The organism is Pseudomonas putida (assembly GCF_001941965.1).
Classification (GTDB): domain Bacteria; phylum Pseudomonadota; class Gammaproteobacteria; order Pseudomonadales; family Pseudomonadaceae; genus Aquipseudomonas; species Aquipseudomonas putida_L.
The window spans coordinates 60,728-81,567 of record NZ_MKZO01000014.1 but is presented as its reverse complement, the minus strand read 5'-3'; the positions used below and the strand labels follow the sequence as shown (position 1 = coordinate 81,567).

The 20,840-nt window shown below is 65.7% G+C and carries 18 protein-coding genes; 6 read left to right on the top strand and 12 right to left on the bottom strand.

Annotated features, from left to right (window positions below):
* Positions 1–67: 67 nt before the first annotated feature.
* From PSEMO_RS10305 to PSEMO_RS10295, 3 genes are read right to left on the bottom strand one after another with little or no spacing between them, the layout of a single operon-like run.
* Positions 68–1,351, bottom strand: a complete 1,284-nt coding sequence (locus PSEMO_RS10305) for a hypothetical protein (protein ID WP_075802968.1) — start codon at positions 1,349–1,351, stop codon at positions 68–70.
* Positions 1,348–3,075, bottom strand: a complete 1,728-nt coding sequence (locus PSEMO_RS10300) for a hypothetical protein (RefSeq protein WP_075802967.1) — start codon at positions 3,073–3,075, stop codon at positions 1,348–1,350. Before PSEMO_RS10300 ends, PSEMO_RS10305 begins: the two co-directional genes overlap by 4 nt.
* A 24-nt stretch (positions 3,076–3,099) precedes the next feature.
* Positions 3,100–3,579 carry a GNAT family N-acetyltransferase gene (locus PSEMO_RS10295; protein WP_075802966.1) on the bottom strand — a complete coding sequence of 160 codons (480 nt, stop codon included), beginning with the start codon at positions 3,577–3,579 and terminating at the stop codon, positions 3,100–3,102.
* 294 nt (positions 3,580–3,873) lie between these two features.
* Here PSEMO_RS10295 and PSEMO_RS10290 point away from each other — a divergent pair, with 294 nt between their 5' ends.
* The 4 genes from PSEMO_RS10290 (at position 3,874) to PSEMO_RS10275 (ending at position 6,856) form a co-directional block, all read left to right on the top strand.
* The gene (locus tag PSEMO_RS10290) at positions 3,874–4,506 is read left to right on the top strand and encodes a LysE family translocator (RefSeq protein ID WP_075802965.1); all 633 of its coding nucleotides are present in this window, start codon (positions 3,874–3,876) and stop codon (positions 4,504–4,506) included.
* Between the two features lie 18 nt (positions 4,507–4,524).
* Positions 4,525–5,427, top strand: coding sequence for an alpha/beta fold hydrolase (locus tag PSEMO_RS10285; RefSeq protein WP_075802964.1), 903 nt, complete (start codon positions 4,525–4,527; stop codon positions 5,425–5,427).
* A 95-nt stretch (positions 5,428–5,522) separates the two neighbouring features.
* Positions 5,523–6,386, top strand: coding sequence for a pirin family protein (locus PSEMO_RS10280; protein ID WP_075802963.1), 864 nt, complete (start codon positions 5,523–5,525; stop codon positions 6,384–6,386).
* Between the two features lie 209 nt (positions 6,387–6,595).
* On the top strand, positions 6,596–6,856 hold the full coding sequence (locus tag PSEMO_RS10275; protein WP_075802962.1) for a DUF1652 domain-containing protein: 261 nt from the start codon (positions 6,596–6,598) through the stop codon (positions 6,854–6,856).
* Between the two features lie 3 nt (positions 6,857–6,859).
* Here PSEMO_RS10275 and PSEMO_RS10270 read toward each other — a convergent pair whose 3' ends face one another.
* The 5 genes from PSEMO_RS10270 to PSEMO_RS10250 form a co-directional block, all read right to left on the bottom strand.
* Positions 6,860–7,147 carry a hypothetical protein gene (locus tag PSEMO_RS10270; RefSeq protein ID WP_075802961.1) on the bottom strand — a complete coding sequence of 96 codons (288 nt, stop codon included), beginning with the start codon at positions 7,145–7,147 and terminating at the stop codon, positions 6,860–6,862.
* A 98-nt stretch (positions 7,148–7,245) separates the two neighbouring features.
* Positions 7,246–7,584, bottom strand: a complete 339-nt coding sequence (locus tag PSEMO_RS10265; protein WP_075802960.1) for a hypothetical protein — start codon at positions 7,582–7,584, stop codon at positions 7,246–7,248.
* Positions 7,585–7,689: 105 nt separating this feature from the next.
* Positions 7,690–8,880, bottom strand: coding sequence for a hypothetical protein (locus PSEMO_RS10260; RefSeq protein WP_075802959.1), 1,191 nt, complete (start codon positions 8,878–8,880; stop codon positions 7,690–7,692).
* A gap of 161 nt (positions 8,881–9,041) precedes the next feature.
* Positions 9,042–9,503, bottom strand: a complete 462-nt coding sequence (locus tag PSEMO_RS10255; RefSeq protein WP_075802958.1) for a VOC family protein — start codon at positions 9,501–9,503, stop codon at positions 9,042–9,044.
* 126 nt (positions 9,504–9,629) lie between these two features.
* Positions 9,630–11,252, bottom strand: coding sequence for an NADP-dependent glyceraldehyde-3-phosphate dehydrogenase (locus PSEMO_RS10250; RefSeq protein WP_075802957.1), 1,623 nt, complete (start codon positions 11,250–11,252; stop codon positions 9,630–9,632).
* A 137-nt stretch (positions 11,253–11,389) separates the two neighbouring features.
* On the opposite strand from PSEMO_RS10250, the gene PSEMO_RS10245 reads away from it, so the two are divergent.
* Positions 11,390–13,642: a putative bifunctional diguanylate cyclase/phosphodiesterase gene (locus tag PSEMO_RS10245; protein ID WP_075802956.1), complete on the top strand. Its 2,253-nt coding sequence runs from the start codon at positions 11,390–11,392 to the stop codon at positions 13,640–13,642.
* 6 nt (positions 13,643–13,648) lie between these two features.
* Here the strand turns inward: PSEMO_RS10245 and PSEMO_RS10240 are convergent, their stop codons facing one another.
* A complete protein-coding gene (locus PSEMO_RS10240) occupies positions 13,649–17,713 on the bottom strand; it encodes a dermonecrotic toxin domain-containing protein (RefSeq protein WP_075802955.1) in 4,065 nt (1,354 codons plus the stop codon).
* 125 nt (positions 17,714–17,838) lie between these two features.
* Here PSEMO_RS10240 and PSEMO_RS10235 point away from each other — a divergent pair, with 125 nt between their 5' ends.
* A complete protein-coding gene (locus PSEMO_RS10235) occupies positions 17,839–18,030 on the top strand; it encodes a hypothetical protein (protein WP_075802954.1) in 192 nt (63 codons plus the stop codon).
* 144 nt (positions 18,031–18,174) lie between these two features.
* On the opposite strand, the gene PSEMO_RS10230 is transcribed toward PSEMO_RS10235, so the two are convergent.
* Genes PSEMO_RS10230 through PSEMO_RS10220 form a run of 3 tightly spaced genes read right to left on the bottom strand, consistent with a single transcriptional unit; the run spans position 18,175 to position 20,806 of the window.
* Positions 18,175–18,984, bottom strand: a complete 810-nt coding sequence (locus tag PSEMO_RS10230) for a carbohydrate deacetylase (RefSeq protein WP_075802953.1) — start codon at positions 18,982–18,984, stop codon at positions 18,175–18,177.
* Positions 18,966–20,120 carry a GNAT family N-acetyltransferase gene (locus PSEMO_RS10225; protein ID WP_075802952.1) on the bottom strand — a complete coding sequence of 385 codons (1,155 nt, stop codon included), beginning with the start codon at positions 20,118–20,120 and terminating at the stop codon, positions 18,966–18,968. Before PSEMO_RS10225 ends, PSEMO_RS10230 begins: the two co-directional genes overlap by 19 nt.
* Positions 20,120–20,806, bottom strand: a complete 687-nt coding sequence (locus tag PSEMO_RS10220) for an N-acetyltransferase (RefSeq protein ID WP_075802951.1) — start codon at positions 20,804–20,806, stop codon at positions 20,120–20,122. Before PSEMO_RS10220 ends, PSEMO_RS10225 begins: the two co-directional genes overlap by 1 nt.
* Positions 20,807–20,840 lie beyond the last annotated feature (34 nt).

Here is a 20,840-nt window from a genome sequence, read left to right as displayed (position 1 = left end):
CGATTGCGGTAGTGAATTCACCATAGCTATCGCTGGCAAGCCAGCTCCCACAGGGACCGCGTCCAGCTTAAAGCTCGAGGATCACCTCGTCATACAGCACATCCACTGCCAGCCGGTGGGTGTCATGCAGGTCCGAGTCCTTGTCCAGCTCATTGAGCAACGGCACCCGCGGCACCTCGGTACCCGCACCCTCGCTCTTGCCGCCATACTGCCCGGGCAAGGTCGACAACACGCTGGTCAAACGCCCCGGGTGTTTCGCTTCGCCCTTTTTGCTGAAGCCGTTCCACAGGGTCTTGGGCGTGGCGTTCAAGCTGCCGTGATGGCCGACCTTGTACAGGTCCACCGAAGCCAGCAGTTCGGCTATTTCCGGCTGGTTCAGGGCATAGCGCCAGTTCTCGATCTGTGCATCGCCGGGAAACAGCAGTTTCTTGCCTCCCGCCTCGAACAGCAGGATCAGGCTGGTGTTGTTCATCGCCTTGTCCAGCGCGGTGACGATGGACAACCACTGCTCCCCCCGGGCCGCACGCACCCGCCCGGCGACCCAGCGCGTGCTCTGGGGCAGCTTGCTGCCGCGCTCGTAGGCTGCGCCGGGGAAGGGCGAGGCGCTGCTGCCGCCGGCAGCGCCAGGCCGGGCAAACAGCAAGGGCGCACGCAGCCAGTATTCCGGGTCGCTACGCCGCTCCCGGCGCACCTCGGCACTCTGTTCCACCGTCGGCGGGCCGAGCACCCGGGTACGGATGCCGGGCAACACCTCGGCCAGCGGGTCGTCGCTGCCGAAATGGGCATACACCGCCCGGGCTCCGGAGCGGCTGCCCATGGCGATCAGATTGTTGACCGCGCCCTTGTTGGCGATGTTGTTCTCGCCGAGAAAACCCAGGCGCCGGTCCAGCTCCGCCGTCAGCCCCTTGGGTTTGCCATCCAGGCGCGTCTTCAGGCGCTGCGCCACTTCATTCATGCCGGCCAGCGCCTGGGCATGGGCTGCCGCCAGCGGCGCGGTGGCGTTCTCGGCCAGGTCGGGCTGCTCGGTCCAGGGTTGCAGCACCACGTCCGGCTCCAGCGCGCGGATGATACTGCCAGGGCCGTTGCCTTTCTTCAGCGGGTCGAAGCCGCTGATATGGTCGGCATGCCGGTGGGTGGCGACCAGGGCGTTCAGCTTGCCGGCGCATTTGTCCTTGATGTCGTTGGCGATGCGCAGCATCTGCGTGGCCTTGTTGACCCCGGCGGGCATGCCCACCGTGCCGAAGTCGATCAATACATGCCGGGCACTGGCGTCCGGATAAACGAAGCGCAGCAGAAAGCAATCGCCGAAACCGACCTGGTACGCGAACAGGTGCAGACGTATCGGACTCATGAGCGAACCTCCGTGGGCGCTTGCATGGCCCGGGCGCGATGGATGCGGGTGAGGTCGGCGGCGGAGCCGGGCTCTGCTGCGTCGCTGCCGGGGCCGTACAGCCACTCCAGGCGGCGCACCTGCCAGCGCGCATCGTTGAGCGGGCGCTGGATGCAGTACTTGATCCGCCCGTACTGGTCAAAGATCAGCGTGCCGGCGCCGTAGACGGTAAAGGGTGTGGTTGGCGTGAGCCACTCGGGACGCGGCTCCTTGAACACCGAGGTGAACTCGGCGCCGAACAGGTTGACCCGGCTGGTGAACTCGCAGACCGTCTCGCGCAGGATGAAGCCGTCGGGGCCGAAGCGCAGGCTGGGGCGCACCGAGACCACCTCGGTATAGGCGCGCTCGTCGATCTGCAGCACTTCGCGGTTTTCCCAGAGGAAACGGAAGACCTCTTCCGGGTCGCGCAGCATCGAATCGAAATGGCTGCTCTGGTAGCGCACCTGGTCATTGCCGGCAAAGGTCAGCCAGCAACCGTCGGCGTCTGTGCGTGCGGCAGGCACCCGGATGCCATAGCTGGCGAACGTGTCGCGGATGATCTGGCGATAGCTGAAGCGCGAGTCGTCCGGCGCCACCTCGCTGTCGACCGTGAGCAAGGCCGCCAGGTAGTCGCCGAACTCCAGGTCCAGCGGCGGCGAATAGTCGAGGGCGCGGATGGCGATGGTGAGCAACTGGTCGGCGGCCTTGGCGCCTTCGTCGATCACCGCGTCGAGGTTGTACAGGTGGTCGCCGAAGGTTCCGAGGTCCTGGCAGCGCGCCACCCACAGTTCGAGCATGCAGCGCAGCATGGCGGCGGCGAAGATCTCGCCGCGGGTGTGCGGTTCGTCGTACTCGCCGCTGTCCAGGTAGTCGGTGGACGGGCGCTTGTCGATGGAACGGCGCAGCGGGTTGGCGCGCAGGCCGCTGACGGCCTGGCCGAACTGCTCACCGAGGCCGAACAGCAGGGTGTTCGCCAGGGCATCGATGCTCAGCGCGGCGCCGTCGATCAGGCGGGTCGTGCCCTGCTTGTGCAGGGGCACGCTGCGATCACAGGTCAGGGCGAACTCGACTACCTCGCGCAGGGAAAACACCGACAGCAGCGCGACGACATCGGCGAAGCCTTCGTGGAAGGCGGCCTGGTCGGGACCTGAGGCGCGTATGAAGCCGGCGCGCAGCCCGTCGAGGATGGCATGGGTGGTTTCATGGGCGACGATATCGTGGGACAGGCAGGTGAAGACCCAGTTTTGCGCTTCGTCCTGAAAGTACCCGAAGAGCAGGGCACGGTCCTCCCGCGAGTAGAACGCGTTGGCCTCGACGAAGGCATGGGGCACCACATGCAGTTGATGGCCGTCGAAACCCCAGGCCACGCGCCGGCCCAAGGCCAGTTCAAAGCGCGCCAGGGTGCGCATGATCACTGCGTAGACCTGCTGGCAGTGGAAGTTGGGCTGGCCGATCAGGCTAGCGTCCGGCGGATCGAACGGGTCGATGGCCGTGTCGTCCGGCGCATGCGCGTAGTGATGCGGCGTATACAGGCGATTGGCGTCGGCATCGAAGTCCACCACCTTGACCCGGTAGCCAACCGGGCCATCGGCCAGGCGCTCCAGGGGCACGCCAACGCGGGCGAACAGCGGCTGTCCGGGCGCGCGTTCGATGGCCGGGTCCTGGGCGAGGATGGTGAAGGTCTGGGTGTTCGCTTTCACTGCCATGTGTCGGTGTGTCCCTTGAGTCGATCAGCCCCTGGCGAAGGCGCGCAGGGTTTCGCCGTCCATACGGTAGCGCACCCATTCGTCCTGGGGTTCGGCGCCGATGGATTTGTAGAAGTCGATGGCGGGCTGGTTCCAGTCCAGCACGCTCCACTCGAAGCGGCCGCACTCATGGTCGCAGGCCAGCCGGGCCAGGTGCCGCAGGAGCAATTTGCCTGCGCCGGTGCCGCGGGCCTGTGGGGTGACGTAGAGGTCTTCGAGGTACAGGCCGTTCTGCCCGAGCCAGGTGGAGTAGCTGAAGAAGTACACGGCAAAGCCGATCGCCTGGCCGTCGCGTTCGCAGATCAGGGCCTTGGCGGTGCTGTCGGCGGCGAACAGGCTCTGCCGGATGTGCTCGACGCTGGCGACCACTTCGTGGCGGGCACGCTCGTAGTCGGCGAGCTCGGTGATGAAGGCAAGGATCTGGTCGGCGTCGTCGAGGCGGGCAGGGCGGATGTGCAGGGGCATGAAGGGTTTCCGGTGGAGAGGGGTGGCGACATCCTAGTCCAGATTGCCAGCACCTGACACTGCTCTTGAAACGCCTGTAAAACCCTGTGGGAGCTGGCTTGCCAGCGATGAGGCCGGCACGGACAGCGATGGTGCCTGATCTGGCCAAATCGCTGGCAAGCCAGCTCCCACGGGTTTCTTCGACAACCATAACAGTATTGTGTGCCTGTATAATTTTTTTGGTGACTGTACCGGTCATCACTAAAACATTCACGGTAGGGTAAATCCCACAACTCGAAACACCTCCCACCAGGAATACCCGCCATGCTGCTCACCTCCCTGAACCTGCTTTCAGCCTTCGTGCTGTTCGCTTTCGTGTCCTCCATCACCCCCGGCCCGAACAACACCATGCTGATGGCCTCGGGGGTCAATTTCGGTGTGCGCCGCAGCGTGCCCCATGGCCTCGGGGTGAGCATCGGTTTCATGGTCATGGTGCTGGCGGTCGGCCTGGGCCTGGGCGAGGTGTTCAAGGTCTATCCGTTCACCTACACGGTGCTGCGCTACGCTGGCGCGGCCTACCTGCTGTACCTGGCGTGGAAGATCGCCACCTCCGGGCCCATGTCGGCGGCCTCGGCGGAGAGTAGCAAGCCCCTGAGCTTCCTCGGTGCGGCGGCGTTCCAGTGGGTCAACCCCAAGGCCTGGGTGATGGCGGTGGGCGCGATCACCACCTACACCCCAGCCCAGGGCTACCTGGTCAACGTCGTTGTCATCGCCCTGGTGTTCTGCCTGGTCAACCTGCCGGCGGTGTGCGTCTGGGTCATGTTCGGCAGCGCCTTGCGCCGCTTTTTGCAGGATCCCCGCTGGCTTCGGCGCTTTAACCTGCTGATGGCCGCGCTGCTGGTGCTATCTCTGTATCCGCTCCTGTTTGTAGAATCGGGCTTTTCCTGATTCCTGCTGCGAGCCTCGATGGAACTGATCCCCTGGGCGCATGATTGCGCCGAACACTTCACCCTGCGCGGCTGGCGCTCCCCGGCCAGCGGCAAGCCGCTGTTGCATTTCATCCATGGCAACGGCTTCTGCTGCCTGGCCTACCAGCCGCTGCTGGAGTTGCTGGCGGTGCATTTCGACCTGTGGCTGAGCGATGTGCAGGGCCATGGCGACAGCGATCACGGCGGGCCCTTCGTGGGCTGGAACCGTAGCGCCGAGCTGGCCCTTGAGGCCTTCGAGGCAGGCCGCGGCGAGTACGCTGACGTGCCTTGCTTCGCCGTGGGCCACAGTTTCGGCGGCGTGCTGACCGGGCTGATGCTGGAACTCGAACCGCAGCTGTTCCAGCGTGCCGTGCTCCTCGACCCGGTGGTGTTCAGCCGCTCGATGATCGGCGTGATGGGGGTCGCGAGCTGGTTCGGCATGCACCGTCGCCACGGCCTCGCCCGCAAGGCCGCGACCCGCCGCAGCTACTGGCCCGACCGCCAGGCCGCGCATGACTCGCTGCAGGGCCGGGGCATCTTCAAGGGCTGGAGCGAGGCGGCCTTGCAGGCGTATGTCGCCCATGCCATCGGCGAGTGCGGCGCCGGCGTGGTGTTGCGTTGCCGGCCAAGTCGCGAGGTGGAGATCTTCAGCTCGTTCCCGAAACGCATGTGGGCCTCGTTGTCCCGGGTGCAGACCCCGACCCTGGTGCTGCATGGCGAGCAGACCTATCCCTTTGTCCCGCTCTCGTTGTCGCGCTGGGCCCGGCTCAATCCGAACGTGCAGCCGCACAAGGTCCCTGGCGGACATTGCTTCATGCAGGAAGATCCCCACGACAGTGCGCACCGGATCGAAGCCTGGCTGTTGCAGGCTGCCGTCGAGCCTCAGTTCAAATCCGCCTGATCGTTCCATCAGTGGAACAGTGAAAGCGCTTTTTGCCCTCTACCGCCTCTTTCGCTGCATAGGTATGGTGTCCCCATGCAACGAGGAGGTTTCTCATGAAGAAGATTCAAGGTGTCTACCAGGCCCCGCCTGCCCACTGGGTCGGTGATGGCTTCCCGGTACGCAGCCTGTTCAGCTACGACAATCTGGCCCGGTATATCAGCCCGTTCCTGCTGCTGGACTATGCCGGACCGCAGCATTTCGCCCCGACCGGCGCCCGCCGTGGCGTCGGCCAGCACCCGCATCGCGGCTTCGAAACCGTGACCATCGTTTATCAGGGCGAATTGGAGCATCGTGACTCCACCGGTGCCGGCGGCTTTATCGGCCCGGGCGACGTGCAGTGGATGACCGCTGCGGGCGGGATCATCCATGAAGAGTTTCATGCGCCATCGTTCGCCGAAAGCGGCGGCATGCTGGAAATGGTCCAGCTCTGGGTCAACCTGCCGGCCCGCGACAAGTTCGCGCCTGCGGGTTACCAGACGCTGCTGGCGGCGGATATCCCACGTATCGCCCTGGACGACGGCGCGGGCAGCCTGCGGGTGATTGCCGGTGACTACCTGGGGCACCCGGGCCCGGCCCGGACCTTCACGCCGATGGATGTCTGGGATGTGCAACTGGGCGCCGGCAAGTCGCTGCGTCTGGCCGGTGGTGAAGGGCGCAACGCCGCGCTGGTGGTGCTGCGGGGTTCGGTGCGGATCAATGGCGAGAACCGCGCAGGCGCCGCGCAACTGGTGCTGTTCGAGCGCGCTGGCGATGAGCTGCTGATCGAGGCCGAAAGTGACGCGATGCTGCTCTGGCTCAGTGGCGAACCCCTGGACGAGCCCATCGTCGGCTACGGTCCGTTCGTCATGAACAGCCAGGCAGAAATTGTCCAGGCCTTCGACGATTTCCATGCCGGCCGTTTCGGCCACATGGGTTGATGCCGACCTTTCGTCCGATCCCCGCGACACGCCGTTGAACCGGCGCTGCCGCGGGACCCTCCCTCTTACAGGACGTACGAGATCCGACGGCATGCGGTCATGCCCGGCCTCAATGGAGCAAGCGCTTGCAGATGGCTTTTTTCCATTGGACGCCGGCCCCCGGCAGGTTCTGACTCGGACGGCCATCCTTGCCTGCGGAGGGGTTGATCATGCCTATGAATGGAGTGTGCGATCTGGAATTGCGCCAACTGATCGAGGGGGCGTTCCTGCCTGACCATTGCCAGGTCAGTTGCGGTGACGGGATGTCGCTGACCTTGTATTTTCCTGCCGATGCAAGCCGGGCGGCGTTGACGGTGCGGGATATCCAGTTGAGTGAACTGCCCAATTGCCGGGCCCTGGCCGAGCTGGTCAGTCGGGTTCGGCGCCAGCGCGACCAGGCCGTAACACCGCACCTGCTGACCGGGCGCTGAGGGTTACTGGAGTTCCAATCGCAGTTGCAGGCTGCCGTCATGGCACTGGCGGGAAGACTGCACGATGCCTCGACACATATGGCCGCGCCAGGTGAATACCAGGGTGTGCGCGCGATCCAGGCGGGCCGGAAGGGGTGGGGTGATCTGTAGCTGGACGCCCGGCTTCCCGGCGATGTTCAAGGCCTCCAGTTGCACTTGGCACTCCACGCTCTGGGTAGAGACACCAAAAAGCGTGTCGCGGGTGAATGCGATCTCCAGTGGCTGAGGGCGAGGGGCGATAGCCGCGGCCATGGGTAGTCACCTCCTTTTGAGCGGGCGGATGCTGGCTGATGGAGGTTAGACCATGGCGCGGAGACTTCCTCTCAAAAGATTTCAGCAATCTTGCGGCTTCAGGGCTGACCTGAACCCGTGCCGGTGCCTGTACCCGATCCACCCATTCCGGATCCACCACCCGAGCCATTACGCTCGTTGCCCCGCTCGGTGCCTCGGTCATCCATGGTTTCCGGACGCTTGGTTCGGTCCGTCCCGTCCGTGCTGGCGCCGCCCTGGCGACCTGGATCACTGCCTTGCATCCGTGGATCGGTACTGCCCGGCGCCGGGATTTCCGGTGGTACGCCCGAGCCCATTCCCGGTGTGCTCGGATTGGGGTTGGTCGGTCCGGTGTCGGCCATGGCATGGCCACCAAGCAGGGCAGTGAAGAGCAATGCGGCAAACGCTGTACGTTTCATGATCGAACTCCTTTTTCGCTGGGATACCTGTCATTGGGTAAGCCCAGGGAAAGGAGGTGCGACCGCATGCGTGCCCGCGCCGACCAATGGTGCTTGGCTACAGACTCATTCCCGACCCCGCATGAAGAACCCCGCCACATACTTGCGGAAGGTATCCAGCCCCTTGAAGTCGGCATAGCGGCGGAAATGCTCGACCTCCGGCTCCGGGCCCATGGGCTTTTCGGTCAGGGAGATGGACAGCACCCGGTCCTGGTCGGAACTGAGCACCAGTTCATCCATGACCTCGCCACCGATCACCGGCCGGCGCATGGTCACCCGCACGCCCTTGCTGGCCATCCAGTCGATCAGCGAGACCAGCATCTTCAGCGGTTCGCGCTCTTCATCGCGGTACACCGGGAACAGGTGGCCGCGGGACAGCACCGGAACGCTGGCGACATGGATCAGTTCGTAGAAATGGCTGCCGGCGCTGGCGGGGGAATAGATGCCAAGGGCCAGCAGCGGGCCCGGGGTGCGGCTGCCGCCCCAGAGCAGATGATGGCCCTGGAAGTCGAAGCCGTCCTCGCTGCGCTCGTTGTAGACCTTGCGCGCCTTGATCTGGTTGACGCAATCGAGCAGCAGGCCGTGGCGGCGGTGATTGCCGAATACCGTGGACTCCCGCAGGCGCGCCTTGAGCATCATCATGTGCTTCATGTCGAGGCGGGTTTCCAGGTAGTTGCTGGCCGGGACCCGCTCGATCAGCGGGTAGCGCGCCGCGACCCCGCGCAGTTCGGCGAACTGCGCGGTCAGGTCCTTTTTCAGGTGGGTGGCGTAGACGTTCAGGCCGCTGGCCTCGATCCAGGTCAGCAGCAGGGAGAGCAGGCGGTGCTGTTCGCGCTTGTCACTGGTGCCGCTGCCCGTGCCTTCATCAGCAGAGGCGCGGCGGAAATCGCCCAGCAGGCGCAGCGGTGCATCCGGGGCCAGCCAGGCGGCGGGCGGGGTGTCCTGGGTGTCGCTGTCGCCGGCTTCGCGTTCGTCCTTGATGAACGGGCAGTCGGTGGTGTGCTCGGCGGTGCCGGGGTTGTTCTTCAGGAACAGGGTGCCGGTGTGGCTGTTGAGGGTGACATTGAGCACCGGCATGGCCTTGCTGTTGCAGTCGCAGGCCAGCCAGTGGCCGGCGCCGCGGATCTTCATCAGCAACTGGTTGGCCTGGAGCAGGCGCGGGCCTTCCAGGGTGCCGCGGTTGAAGCCGCGCAGCAGGTCGTCCTCGGCAGGGGTGAGGCTGCGTACCAGGGCGGCGTTTTTATCGATGATTCGCATGGAGGTCCTTTTCGGCAGGCAGCACATTCATGCTGTTGCTGATGGCCTCATCGCTGGCAAGCCAGCTCCCACAGGGTCGATGCATGCAGTACCTGTGGGAGCTGGCTTGCCAGCGATGGACCGCGCAGCGGTCCCGCACGATAAATCAAATCAGCTGGAAATTAACCACCAAACAACTTCGCCGCACGGGCACGGATCTCTTCCACGCTCAGGTCCTCCTTGTGGGTCGAGATGAACCACAGGTTGCCGAACGGGTCCTTCAGGGTGCCGCTGCGGTCACCGTAGAACTGGTCCTGCACCGCGCTGACCTGGGTGGCCCCGGCCGCGATCGCCTGGGCGTAGCGCGCATCGACATCTTCCACATACAGGTGCAGGCCGACGGAAACCCCCGGCTGCGACTGGCTGCTGACCAGCGAGGCCTGGTCGCAGGGCTCGGCGAGCATGATCGGGGAGTCGCCGATCTTCAGTTCGGCATGGCCGATGCGGCCGTCCGGGCCTTCGAGACGGAACATCTCGACGGCGCCAAAGGCGGCCTTGTAGAAGTCGATGGCCTGGTGGGCGTCCTTGATGCCCAGGTACGGGGTGATGCTGTGTGCACCCTCGGGGATGGGTTTTGCTGCCATTACCTGTTCCTCCTGTCGTAACAAAATGGGCCAGGCCCGGAGCACATACCCCGGGCGCAGACCTGTATATTTGTACAGGATCGGCAAAAGCGCAAACCGGCGGGCATGAAGCCCGCCGGACGGTCGTCAGAAGATGTAATCGGTGGTCAGGAAGCTCGACTCGCGGTTGCGGATGATGTCACTGATCAGCTCCTTGTTGGCCTCCTGGAACCTGGTGGCAACCAGGGTGCGGATGGAGAACACGCGCAATGCGTCATGCACCGACAGGGTGCCCTCGGCGGAGTTCTTGCGGCCATTGAACGGGAAGGTGTCGGGACCGCGCTGGCATTGCGCGTTGATATTGATCCGCCCGACCTGGTTGGCGAAGGTGTCCACCAGCCGGCCGATTTCCGCCGGGTTGGTACCGAACAGGCTCAGTTGCTGGCCGAAGTCGGAATCCAACACGTAGTCGATCACTGTTTCCAGGTGGCGATAGGGCACCACTGGCACCAGCGGGCCGAATTGCTCCTCGTTGTACGCGCGCATCGCCGGGCTCACGGGGTACAACAGCGCCGGGTAGAAGAACGAACCGCGACTCTGCCCGCCGCCAGGGTTGAGCACCTTGGCGCCATGGGCCAGGGCGTCATCCACCAGCCCATTGAGGTAGTCGATCTTGCCCGGTTCCGGCAGCGGCGTCAGGCCCACCCCCGGGGTCCACGGCATGCCGGCCTTGAGCGCCGCCAGCTTGACCTGGAATTTCTCCAGGAAGGCCTCCACCACCTGCTCGTGCACGAAGAGGATCTTCAGTGCCGTGCAGCGCTGGCCGTTGAAGGAGAGGGCGCCGGTGAGGGCCTCGTTGACCGCGTTGTCCAGGTCCACTTCGGGCAGGACGATGCCGGGGTTCTTCGCATCCAGGCCGAGGGCCGCGCGCAGGCGGTGCGGGCGCGGGTGGAGCTTCTTCAGGTCGCTGGCGGCCTTGTTGGTGCCGATGAAGGCGAACACATCGACCTTGCCGCTAGCCATCAGGGCGCTGACGGTCTCGCGGCCACGGCCATAGATGACGTTGATCACCCCGGCCGGGAAGCTGTCGCGGAAGGCTTCCAGCAGCGGACGGATCAGCAGCACGCCGAACTTGGCCGGCTTGAACACCACGGTGTTGCCCATGATCAGCGCCGGGATCAGGGTGGTGAAGGTTTCGTTCAGCGGGTAGTTGTAGGGGCCCATGCACAGCGCCACGCCCAGCGGTGCGCGGCGGATCTGGCCGAGGGTGTCCTGTTCCAGTTCGAAGCGGCTGGAGCGGCGGTCCAGTTCCTTGAGGGCGCCGATGGTGTCGACGATGTAGTCGCAGGTGCGGTCGAATTCCTTCTCGGCATCCTTGAGGTTCTTGCCGATTTCCCACATCAGCAGCTTGACCACCGCCTCGCGCTGCTGGCGCATGCGCCCGAGGAAGCCCTCGACATGGCGGATACGCTCGGCCACGCGCATCGTCGGCCAGGCACCGCGGCCCTTGTCATAGGCGTGTACCGCAGCGTCGAGGGCGGTGAGGGCGGTGTCGGCATCCAGCAGCGGCGCGCTGCCGAGGATCACCTGCTGCTCGCTGCCGTCGGCCTGCTTCAGCCAGATCGGGCTGCGCACCGTGGCCAGCGGCCCGTCCCAGCGGAGCAGCTCGCCATTGACCAGGTAGTCGCGCTGCTCCAGGGGCGGACCCAGGCGGTACACCTCGGGAATTTCCTCGACAGTGGGAAACAGCGAATCCAGCAGACGATCCATGGCACGACACCTCTTTTTCTATGTTGGGTGAAACGTTTCAGTCGAGAATAACGCCGGCGCGCAAAAAAAAGCCAGCACGCCTCAATATTGTTTTGCCATCGCCGATAACCCGGGAAACGGACGCAAGCAGCCGGCGTATGACGACAAGAATACTGGTCCAGGGCAACACCTCCCGACTTCTCCCCACCCGCGTGCGCTCCACCGCTTATCGCTTGCTACCCATCGGTTTCGCCCTGATCGGCATCGGTCTGTCCGTTGCCCTTGGCCGTCTCGATGTGCAGCGTCAGGAAAGCGAGCTGATCGCCAATGCCAGCGTGCGCCTCTCGGGTATCCGCGCCGGGCTCGAGGCGCAGATGCGCTCGGCCTTTGGTGAGACCGAGGGCATTGCCCAACTGCTCAGTGCCGATGGTGATATTTCCACTGCACATTTTCATGACATGGCGCGCCAGGCCCTGGAATCGGTGCCCTATATCCGTCATATCTCGGTGGCGCCCAACGATGTGATCGCCGATGTCTACCCGGCCGGCAGCAATAACAACGAGCGCATCATCGGCCTCGACTATCGGGCGCTGCCGCGGCAGTACCCACTGGTGCAGCGGGCGCGGGAACGCCAGGACGTGGTGCTCGCCGGACCGGTGGAGCTGTACCAGGGCGGGCGCGGCCTGATCTATCGGCGGCCGGTGTTCCTCAAGGGCCACAAGGGCGTGCGCCTGTACTGGGGCAACGTTTCGGTGGTCGCGGATGTCGACAGCCTGCTGCGGGCTGCGGGGGTGGTCGAGGACTCGACCTTCCGCCTGGCCTTGCGCGGCACCGATGGTGAAGGCGCCCAGGGCGCGATGATCTGGGGCGAGGCGAAGCTGTTCGACGATGCCGCGGTGACCCTCAAGGTCGATGTCCCGGGCGGTACCTGGCAACTGGCGGCCATGCCGCGCAGCGGCTGGTCGTCGATCAGTCTGTTCGCCTCGCCGCTGTTCCTGTTCGCCCTGTGCACCACCGGGCTGTTCAGTGTGTTCGTCGCCCAGTTGAACCGCAGCAACCGCCTGATCAACCAGCGCAATGCCGAACTCAAGCATTCCCAGGCGCAACTGGAGCGCCTGGCCCATTACGACGCCATTACCGGCCTGCCCAACCGTGTGCTGTTCCTGCGCCGGCTGGAGCAGGCCCTGGCTGCGCCACGGGTGCAGATGGCCGTGCTGTTGCTGGATATCGACGGCTTCAAGCAGGTCAACGACAGCCTGGGCCACGACCTCGGCGACCTGCTGCTGGAGCAGGCCGCGCAACGCCTCGGTGCCGGGATCGGCCTGGACGATACGGTGTGCCGGCTGGGCGGCGACGAGTTCGCCTTCATCCTGACCCGCGCCGACAGCCTGGACTACGTGGGCAAGGTGGTGGACGGCCTGTTGCGCGCCTTGCAGCGCCCCTTCGACCTCAAGGGCAATGCTGCGCTGGTCAGCGGCAGCATCGGCATCGCGAGGTGCCCGGAGCATGGGCATACCGCCGAGATCCTGATGCGTCATGCCGACACCGCGATGTATGCGGCCAAGGAGGGGGGGCGCAACGCCTGGCGCCTGTATCACGCCGATATGACCGCGCGCCTGCAGCAGCGCCTGGCCATGGAAAGCGCCTTGCGCCGGGCCCTGCAGGAGCAGGAATTCGAGCTCTGGTACCAACCGCGCATCGACTTGTTCAGTGGCCGGGTGGAAGGCGCCGAAGCGCTGCTGCGCTGGCGTGATCCGCAGCACGGGCTGATTTCGCCGGGCGATTTCATTCCCCTGGCCGAGCGCACCGGGCTGATCATTCCCCTCGGCGAGCGGGTGCTGGAGATGGTCTGCCAGCAGATCCGCGAATGGCGCGACCGGGAACTGCTGCCCGGCCCGATCGCCATCAATGTCGCTGCCCTGCAGATCGAGCGCAGCGACTATGTGCAGAGCCTGACCCGTTGCCTGCAACGCTACGAGTTGAGCCCGCAGCTACTGGAAGTGGAAATCACCGAGAGCCTGCTGATGGAAAGCCAGCAGCATGCCTGCGAGGTCCTGGCGCAACTGCAAGCGTTGGGAGTGGCCACGGCGGTGGACGACTTCGGTACCGGCTACTCGTCCCTGGCGTACCTGAAAGCCCTGCCGATCAACCATCTGAAGATCGACCGGGCCTTTATCAAGGACCTGCCCCAGGGCGAGAACGACGTGGCGATCACCCGGGCGATCATCGACCTGGGCCACGCCCTGGGTTACCGCATCACCGCCGAGGGCATCGAGACCCATGCCCAGCATCAGTTCCTGCGCAATGCCGGCTGCGACCACGGCCAGGGTTACCTGATCGGCCGGCCAATGCCCGCGGAGCGCTTCGAGCACTGGCTGGCCGGGGAACGCTTTACCAGCGTGCCGTACTGACCCGCGTCACCAGTGGGTCTGGCTGCCGTCGGCGATGCTGCGGGTCAGGTCGTCCAGCAGGCGCTTGCGTTCGCGCTCCAGTTGCTGGCGCAGGTGGTTGGCCTCGGCCAGGTATTCGCCTTCGCTGAGCAGGTTCTCAGCGTCCAGCAGTTGCGCATTGGCCTGTTCCTGCAGCTGCTCGAACTGCACGTGGTAGCGCTGCTGCAGATGCCGGACCCAGAACCCCAGGGCCGGCTCGCCATTGGGCTCCTCGGCGAGCAGGGCATCGCGCCCGACCGTGGTCGAGCCATCGATCAGCCGCAGTTGGTGACGCAGGGCGCTGGTCCACAACCCATCCAGTTGCCGAGCCTGCTCTTGCACGCCGTCAAGGTTCACCGGTTCCCGTGCCGTGGGGGCGATCCGCAGGCGCAGTTGCGGGTCGTTGCCCAGGCGTTGCAGGGTCAGGGCGCTGAGGGCTTCCATCTGCTCGCGCGTGGCGCCGGGGACCCGGGCAGTCAAGGCATCGTCCAGGGCCAGGCAGCGCGCGGCGGACACGGCGATGCGCAGGTAGTGCTCGGTGCGTTGCCGGTGCGTGGCGAAGGGTTCCGGTTGCTCCAGGTCGGCGAGCATTTCGTACTGCAGCAGCTTGCTGGCATCGATGCGCTTGGCCGAGGCCCGTGCCCGCGGGCTGCCCTCCAGCCAGTGCAGCATGAACCAGAAGCGTCGCCGGGTGGTCACCGGTGCGGCGTGGTACATCGGCTCGTCGGCAATGCCGCGCAGATCGCGGCGGTACTCCACCGGCATCAGCCGGGCCAGGCGCTCCCAGCAGGCCTGGGTCGCGTCGTCGGCATCCAGCAGCAGGCTGGTGTAGTCATCCTCGGCCACCAGCAGGTCGATGCCGGTGGTCTGGTAGTGCAGGTCGATCCGGTTCAGGGCATCGTCGTCCAGCGGGTTGTGTTCCAGGCTCAAGGCGCGCCGGGCGTCGGCCGACAGGTGCTGTTCCAGGCCCGCTGGCAGCGCGCTGATGTGGTTGGAAGAGAGGTCGAGGTGTTCCAGGTTCGGCAGGCGCTCGAGGTGCACCGGCATCTCGTACAGCGAGCAATCGAACAGGTTGGCCTCGATCAGGTTCGGCGCGGCGGGCAGGTACGGTGGAACGGTGAGCGGGTTGCCGGCCAGGTTCAGGCGTTCCAGCGCCGGGTAGCGGGCCAGGGCATCCTGGGACTGCTGGCTCCAGACGATGTTGTTGTCGGTCAGTTCCAGGCTTTTCAGCGCCGGGGTCAGGCCGCCGGGCAGTTCTTCCAGCTCCAGGGCGCTGGCGAACAGCGTATGCATCCGGGGCAATTGCCCGGTCAGCAGGTAGGGCATCGAGCGCAGCGGGTTGCCGCTCAAGTGCAGTTCCTCGACATGGCCGAAGGCGTCGGCCAGGTGGGGCAGGGTGGCGAGGTCCTCGTCGGTCAGGCCGACGGTGGACAGGTTAAGTTCCTGTGGGTTGAGCTGGTTGCGCTGCCAGCAGCGGATCAGCGTGTCCCGCGCCACCGTACGCCGGGGCGCGACCGAAGCCCATTGGCCGAGGGCGGTGCGCAGGTAGTCGAGTTGTTGTTCCAGGGTGCGCAATTCCAGGTGCGGCTGCTTGCCGGCGTCGCTCCAGGCGCGCAGGGCGTTGCCTGCCTGTTCCTCGTTGCTGGCGGGATACAGCCGGCAGTAGCGCGCCCGCAGGGGATCGACGGGAGGGCGGAACGACGGGTAGTGGAACGTCCGTGGCGGGGTGTCGAAGCCGCCGAGCAAGCGGCCTTCGTCACGCCAGCCGCCGCTGTGCCCGGACCAGATCAGGCTGCGGGTGCGTTCGGGCTGTTCCAGGGCCTGGGAGACGATGCGGTTCTTCAGGCTGCGCGAAGCATTGCCCAGCTCGGGCACGGCCTTGCCGATGGCGTCGAACAGATCACGGTGGCGCGGCCCGCCGGGTTTGGCCTGATAGCCCTCCGGGCCCTTGAGGAGCGTGCGCAAGTCGCCGGCAAAGCGCTCGCCGGCCCGCTCCAGCAGCGGTCCGGAGCGATCCCCGGCGCGCAGTTCCAGGGTGCAGTCAGCGGGCCAGCCGGGCTGCTCCGACAGGCTGAGCAGGGTCAGGCGTTCGCTGGCCGGCAGGCAGCGCTCCGGGTGATACAGGCCTTCAAGCACCGCTTCCAGCGGGTCGCTGGCCGGCACGGCGGCGCGTACCCGTTGCAGGGTCGCCAGCAGCCGGGGTGGCGTCGGGCGGTGCTTGAGATAGACGTCCAGCAGTTCATCACGGCGGGTGCCGCTGATGCGCCGGGCGATATCCAGTTCGTCGTCGCTGTAGTCCGCCACCTTGCTGCCGAGACGGCGCAACAGGGTGTGTTCCGGCCATTCCAGTGGCCGCTCGTGGGCGCCGTGCCAGGCGCCTTCGCCGTTATGTTCGAGCAGGGGTTGCGCGGCCCCGGGGTCGTCCGGGTGGCGGATCTGCCAGCGCTGGCCGTCGGCATGGCGTTGCACGCGGTAGTGGCCGTCGTCCAGGGGCAGGTAGTGCTCGCCGCCGCTTTCCAGGAGTCCCAGTTCGTTGCGCCTGGCGGTGGCGGGCGCAACGACGCGATAGGGCGCGAGATCGCCGTTCCACAAGCGGGGCGTGCCATCGGGGCGGATCACTTCCAGCAGTTTCGAGCCCAGCTTGCCGCCGTAATGCAGGGCCACCCCGGTGGCCACGGCGGCGCCGATATCGATGGCTACCGCCTTGGCATGGTCCAGGGCGTTGTCGATATCGCCTTGTTCCCAGGCCTCCACGCCCTCGTAGACCTCATCGAGGATCTGCGCAGCGAACACCAGCATCATCAGGCTGCCGGCGGCTGGGATGAAGAACGCCGCGACACCCAGTACGTCGAGCCCGACCGACTCCCAATAGTGCAGGCGGCGCTGGCGCGCGGCTTCGTCGACTTCGGCGCTGGGCACGGCGAGCAGCCGGGCTTCGTTGCGCAGGCGGCGGTAATGGCGGTCCTGGAGGAAGGGGAACAGGTCGTCCTTGATGTTCTTGTTCTCCCAGTGCAGGTCAGTGTCTGCCGGGGCGCTCCACAGGCGGTCGCGGTCGCCGGGCAGGGTTTGCCCGGTGAGGTTGCGCTGCAGCACGCTGGCGAAGTGTTCGAGCTTGTCCTGCTGGATGAACGTGTAGAAGCGCTGGCGCATGGCCGGATCGCACAGCAGGCGCAGCAGCGCGCCCTGGCAGGCGGCCAGGCTCGGGTAATGGAGCAGGGCCTGGGGCATGCCGGGCATGTACAGGAACAGGCTTTCACCCTGGGCCGGGCGGATCAGCAGGGCGTCGAGGACATCCACGCCGAACAGGCTGAAATGCTGGCAGCGCGGCGCATCGCTGGCGCCGTCGAGCAGGCGCTGGACCTGGGCATGATCGCCCTGCATGCCGCGCATGCGCGCCACGATCAGTTCCAGTTGCAGCGCCTCGCGCCGGGCGCGGATGCCGAGGTTGCGCACCTCTTCGCGGTTGAGCACGTTTTCCAGGTGCTGCTGGTAGCGCTGGCCGAGGTCCAGTTCGTGGCAGCGCGCGGCGAAATCGGCGGCGCTGAAGGGCAGGGCATCGAAGCTGTAGCGGGCGTAGCCGTTGAACGAGCCGACCTTGAACTCGCCACTGATGGCCGCGCTTTCCGGCTGCATTTCCGCGTCTTTCTCGAAGTTTTGCAGGGCGGCCTGGAGCAGGGGCTCGACCTTGTGGTTGAGGTCGGTGGCCAGGGCTTTCCAGTTCCAGTCGCGGGTGAAGCGCACGAACTTCAGGTCGTGCAGTTGCAGGCTGTCCAGGCCCAAGTGGTGCAGCAGCAGCGGCGCGCTGAATTCCGGGATGCTGCGCAGGTCGGCGGTGGCCCGGGCCAGGGCGAAGGTGATCTGGCGGTTGCGTTGCTGGGCCTGGGCCAGGGCTGCGCGAAGCTCTGGGGAGGCGTTGTTGGCCCAGGTGCAGTTGGAATAGTCCTCGAGGTGTTTCAGGCGGGCCAGTTGCTCGGGGTTCAGGTGTTCGAGCCAGCGTGGCAGGCGCTCCTTGACGTGCAGGTCGTGGAAGCTGGGGGCGGTGTTCTCGGTCATGGGTGGCACTCCGTGTTGAAGGAGCGCCAGCACACCGCGTCCCGCCTGGCGTGGGGTGGCACATAGTTATGCGGGGCGCTGGCTATAGTGTCAGGAGACGAGAGTGTTCAACCGAGGGGATTTGCATGGCACTGATCAGCCGCGAGGTCTGGTGGTTCGAACCGCCCAAACCGGGGCAGACGGAGAAGGACCTGCGCTGGGGCTTCCTGGAAATCCACAGCGATGGCCAGGCGCGCTTCGTCGATGAACGGCCGACGGACAAGCAGATGATGGAGCGCAAGAGTTGTCGGCGGTTTCCGAAGGTTGGCGAGGAGTGAAGCAAGAACGACGCAAAACCCCGTGGGAGCTGGCTTGCCAGCGATTTGGCCGGAACTGACAACAGCTTTGTTCCGGATGGCCTCATCGCTGGCAAGCCAGCTCCCACAGGGTTTTGCATCGGTCAGGGATGCTTGAGGCGGCCACTACACCGAGCGCGTCGTGTTGAGACGCGGCGCCCGGGCGGTTCCCCGCGCCAACACCCCATACCCAACCCGCTTCACCCCCGGCAGCCGATCCTCGAGCAAATCCAGCAATGACTCCCCGCTGTGCAGATAGGCATCGCCGAAATCCGCATACCCTAGCGCACTCGGATGCACCACCACCTCCAGCAACCCGCTTCGCGGGACCAGCCCATCGCGCAGGTCCACCGGGGTGCAGACATGGTCCGCACTGGCCCCGGCCAACTGCCGCAGCCTTCGGTTCAACAGGTTTTTGAACGCCCGTTTCCCCGCGCCGATATTGCCGCCGATATTGCGCGCCAGCCGCACCGGCACCCCCTCCCGTGCCGCGAAGCGGGCGACGATCTCGCCAATCGGCCAGACGTTGTGTACATGCTGGTGCGAGTCCAGATGGCTGGGCAGCAAGCCCAGGCTCAAGCAATGCTGCCATTGCGCCGCCAGCTCCCGCTCCACCGCCTGCCGGGTGCGCTTCTTCAGCCACAGGCTCTTGCGCGACAGGCTGAACTCGAATTCCCCGGCGCCATTGCAGAACAGCGGTTCCTCGAGAATCGCATCACTCAAGGGGCGCCCGTGACTGATATTGAAATGCAGCCCGACCCGCCCGCGCAGCATTGGCTGTTGCCTGGCCAGGGCACAGGCGTTGCGGAACGCCGGCATGTTGGCCATGGCCGTGGCCGAACTGATCATGCCGCTCTGGAAGGCCCGCAGGATCACGGCATTGGTGGCCTCGTTGAGACCGAAATCGTCGGCATTGACTATGACCTGGAGGGACATTGCGCAGCTCCTGCAACGGAAGGGCGAGGGGAAGGCTTGCTGGCAGCACGCGGCTTGCCCGGGCGCAACCAGGGCTGGCAGCGCCGCCACAGGCGCAAGGCCACGCCCAGGCACAGGCCGGACGGGCGCCAGCTGTAGAAACCATGGCGCAGATGCTCGATCTGCCCGGTCATGCGTTCGTGCAACTGGTGACTGGAGTTCTCCAGGCTGACCCGCGAGGCGTCGATCCATTGCCAGCCCTCGTCCAGCCCCCAGTCGATCCATTCCTGCAACAGCACCCGGCCACTGCCCAGTTCGGCATGGGCGGGCAGGAAGGCCAGGTTGTAGTCATACAGGCGGCCGCGTTCCAGCAGGCCGAGGCGATAGCTGATACACCCGCCATCGAGTTCCAGCACGACCAGGCGCACGCGGTCTTCGCCGGCGAGGGCGGTCAGGGCCTGGAACATCCATGCCCGTGATGACGGCGAGCTGAAGATGCCGACCCCGTCATCGCCCTTCCAGCTGGCGTCCTCGACCGCCGCGATACGCTGCAGCCAGTCTTCGATATTCCCGGCATCCACCCGTACCCGATGCACCCGGGCACCACAGGCGGTGATCCGCTTGCGCGCGCGGCGCAGCTTGTAGCGCGGGTCGCCGCTGACCTCCTGCCTGTCCGCGGCGCTGATCCCGTGTACCGGCACGTTGCATACGCGTCGGCATTCGTAGGTCGAACAGTGCCAACTCCAGTGCCGCAACCAGGGCTCGCCGGCGGTCAGCTCGTTGAGCTGCAGCAGCGCGTGGGGCAGGTGCTTGCGAATCGCCCGGAGTACCTGCGGCGCATCCTGCTCGTCGAGATCGACCATCAGCCCGACCCGATCGCTCAGCGGCCAGCCCAGATGGCGCAGCACCACGAACCCCGGCAAACCCTCGCGCAACGGCATGCGCAGCAGGGGCAGGCACAGGCACAGGCGCCCGCCGTCATGCCCGAGCAGCACCTGCACGCTCTGCCCTGGGCGCACCGCCGCCTCGGCTGCGCGCAACCAGGCCAGGCCATTGAACGGCGTGGCCTGGGGCAGGCGCTGGCGCAGGGTTTCATAGTCCGCTTCGGGAAAGCCGGGCTCTGCCAGCGAGCCCAACCAGCTCAGGCGCAGGCCCATCAGGCCGCTCCCATGGCGGCAGGCGCCGCCGGCTTGTGCAGCCCGGCCAGGCGCGAGCCCTCGTAGCGGCTTTGCCGGAAGAACTTCCAGCGCCCGAACAGGCAGTACACGTGGGTCACCCGGTGCTGCTCGTGGTAGCCCATGCGCATGTGCAGTTTCAGGGCCGGGATGTTGTGGCTTTCGCAGACATCCACCACCTTGTCGCAGCCTTGCTTGCTCATGGCCTTCCACAGGTCCAGCTGCAGGTCCACCGACAGGGTGGTGCCCCAGTAGGCGCGGGTCAGCTCGCCGCCGAACTCGAAGAACTCCCCGGGCTTGACCGGGAACCAGCAGCCATAGAAATGATGGTCGTGGTAGTCCTTCGGGCAGCCCCAGATAAAGGCCACCACATGGCCTTCCGGGTCGCGGTGGATGATCCCGGTATGCCCTTCGGCGACCAGCTCGCGCATGGTCTCCAGGCGGTCGTCGAAGTAGCGGGCGAAGGCATGCACGTTGTGCAGGGTGATCAGCTCGCTGTGGGTCGGCGGGCTGGACTTGAGGTTGTGCGGTGGAACGGGGCTGACCAGGTCGCGCTCCATCCAGAGCAGTTCCCAGTGATAGAACACATAGTGCCGGAAGGCGGTGTTCAGGGCCGAGCGCAGTCCTTTGTGCCTGATGTGGGTATGCAGCTGGTTCAGTACACGCATGATTGCCTCCAGGAGCGGGCAAGACAGGTGATCG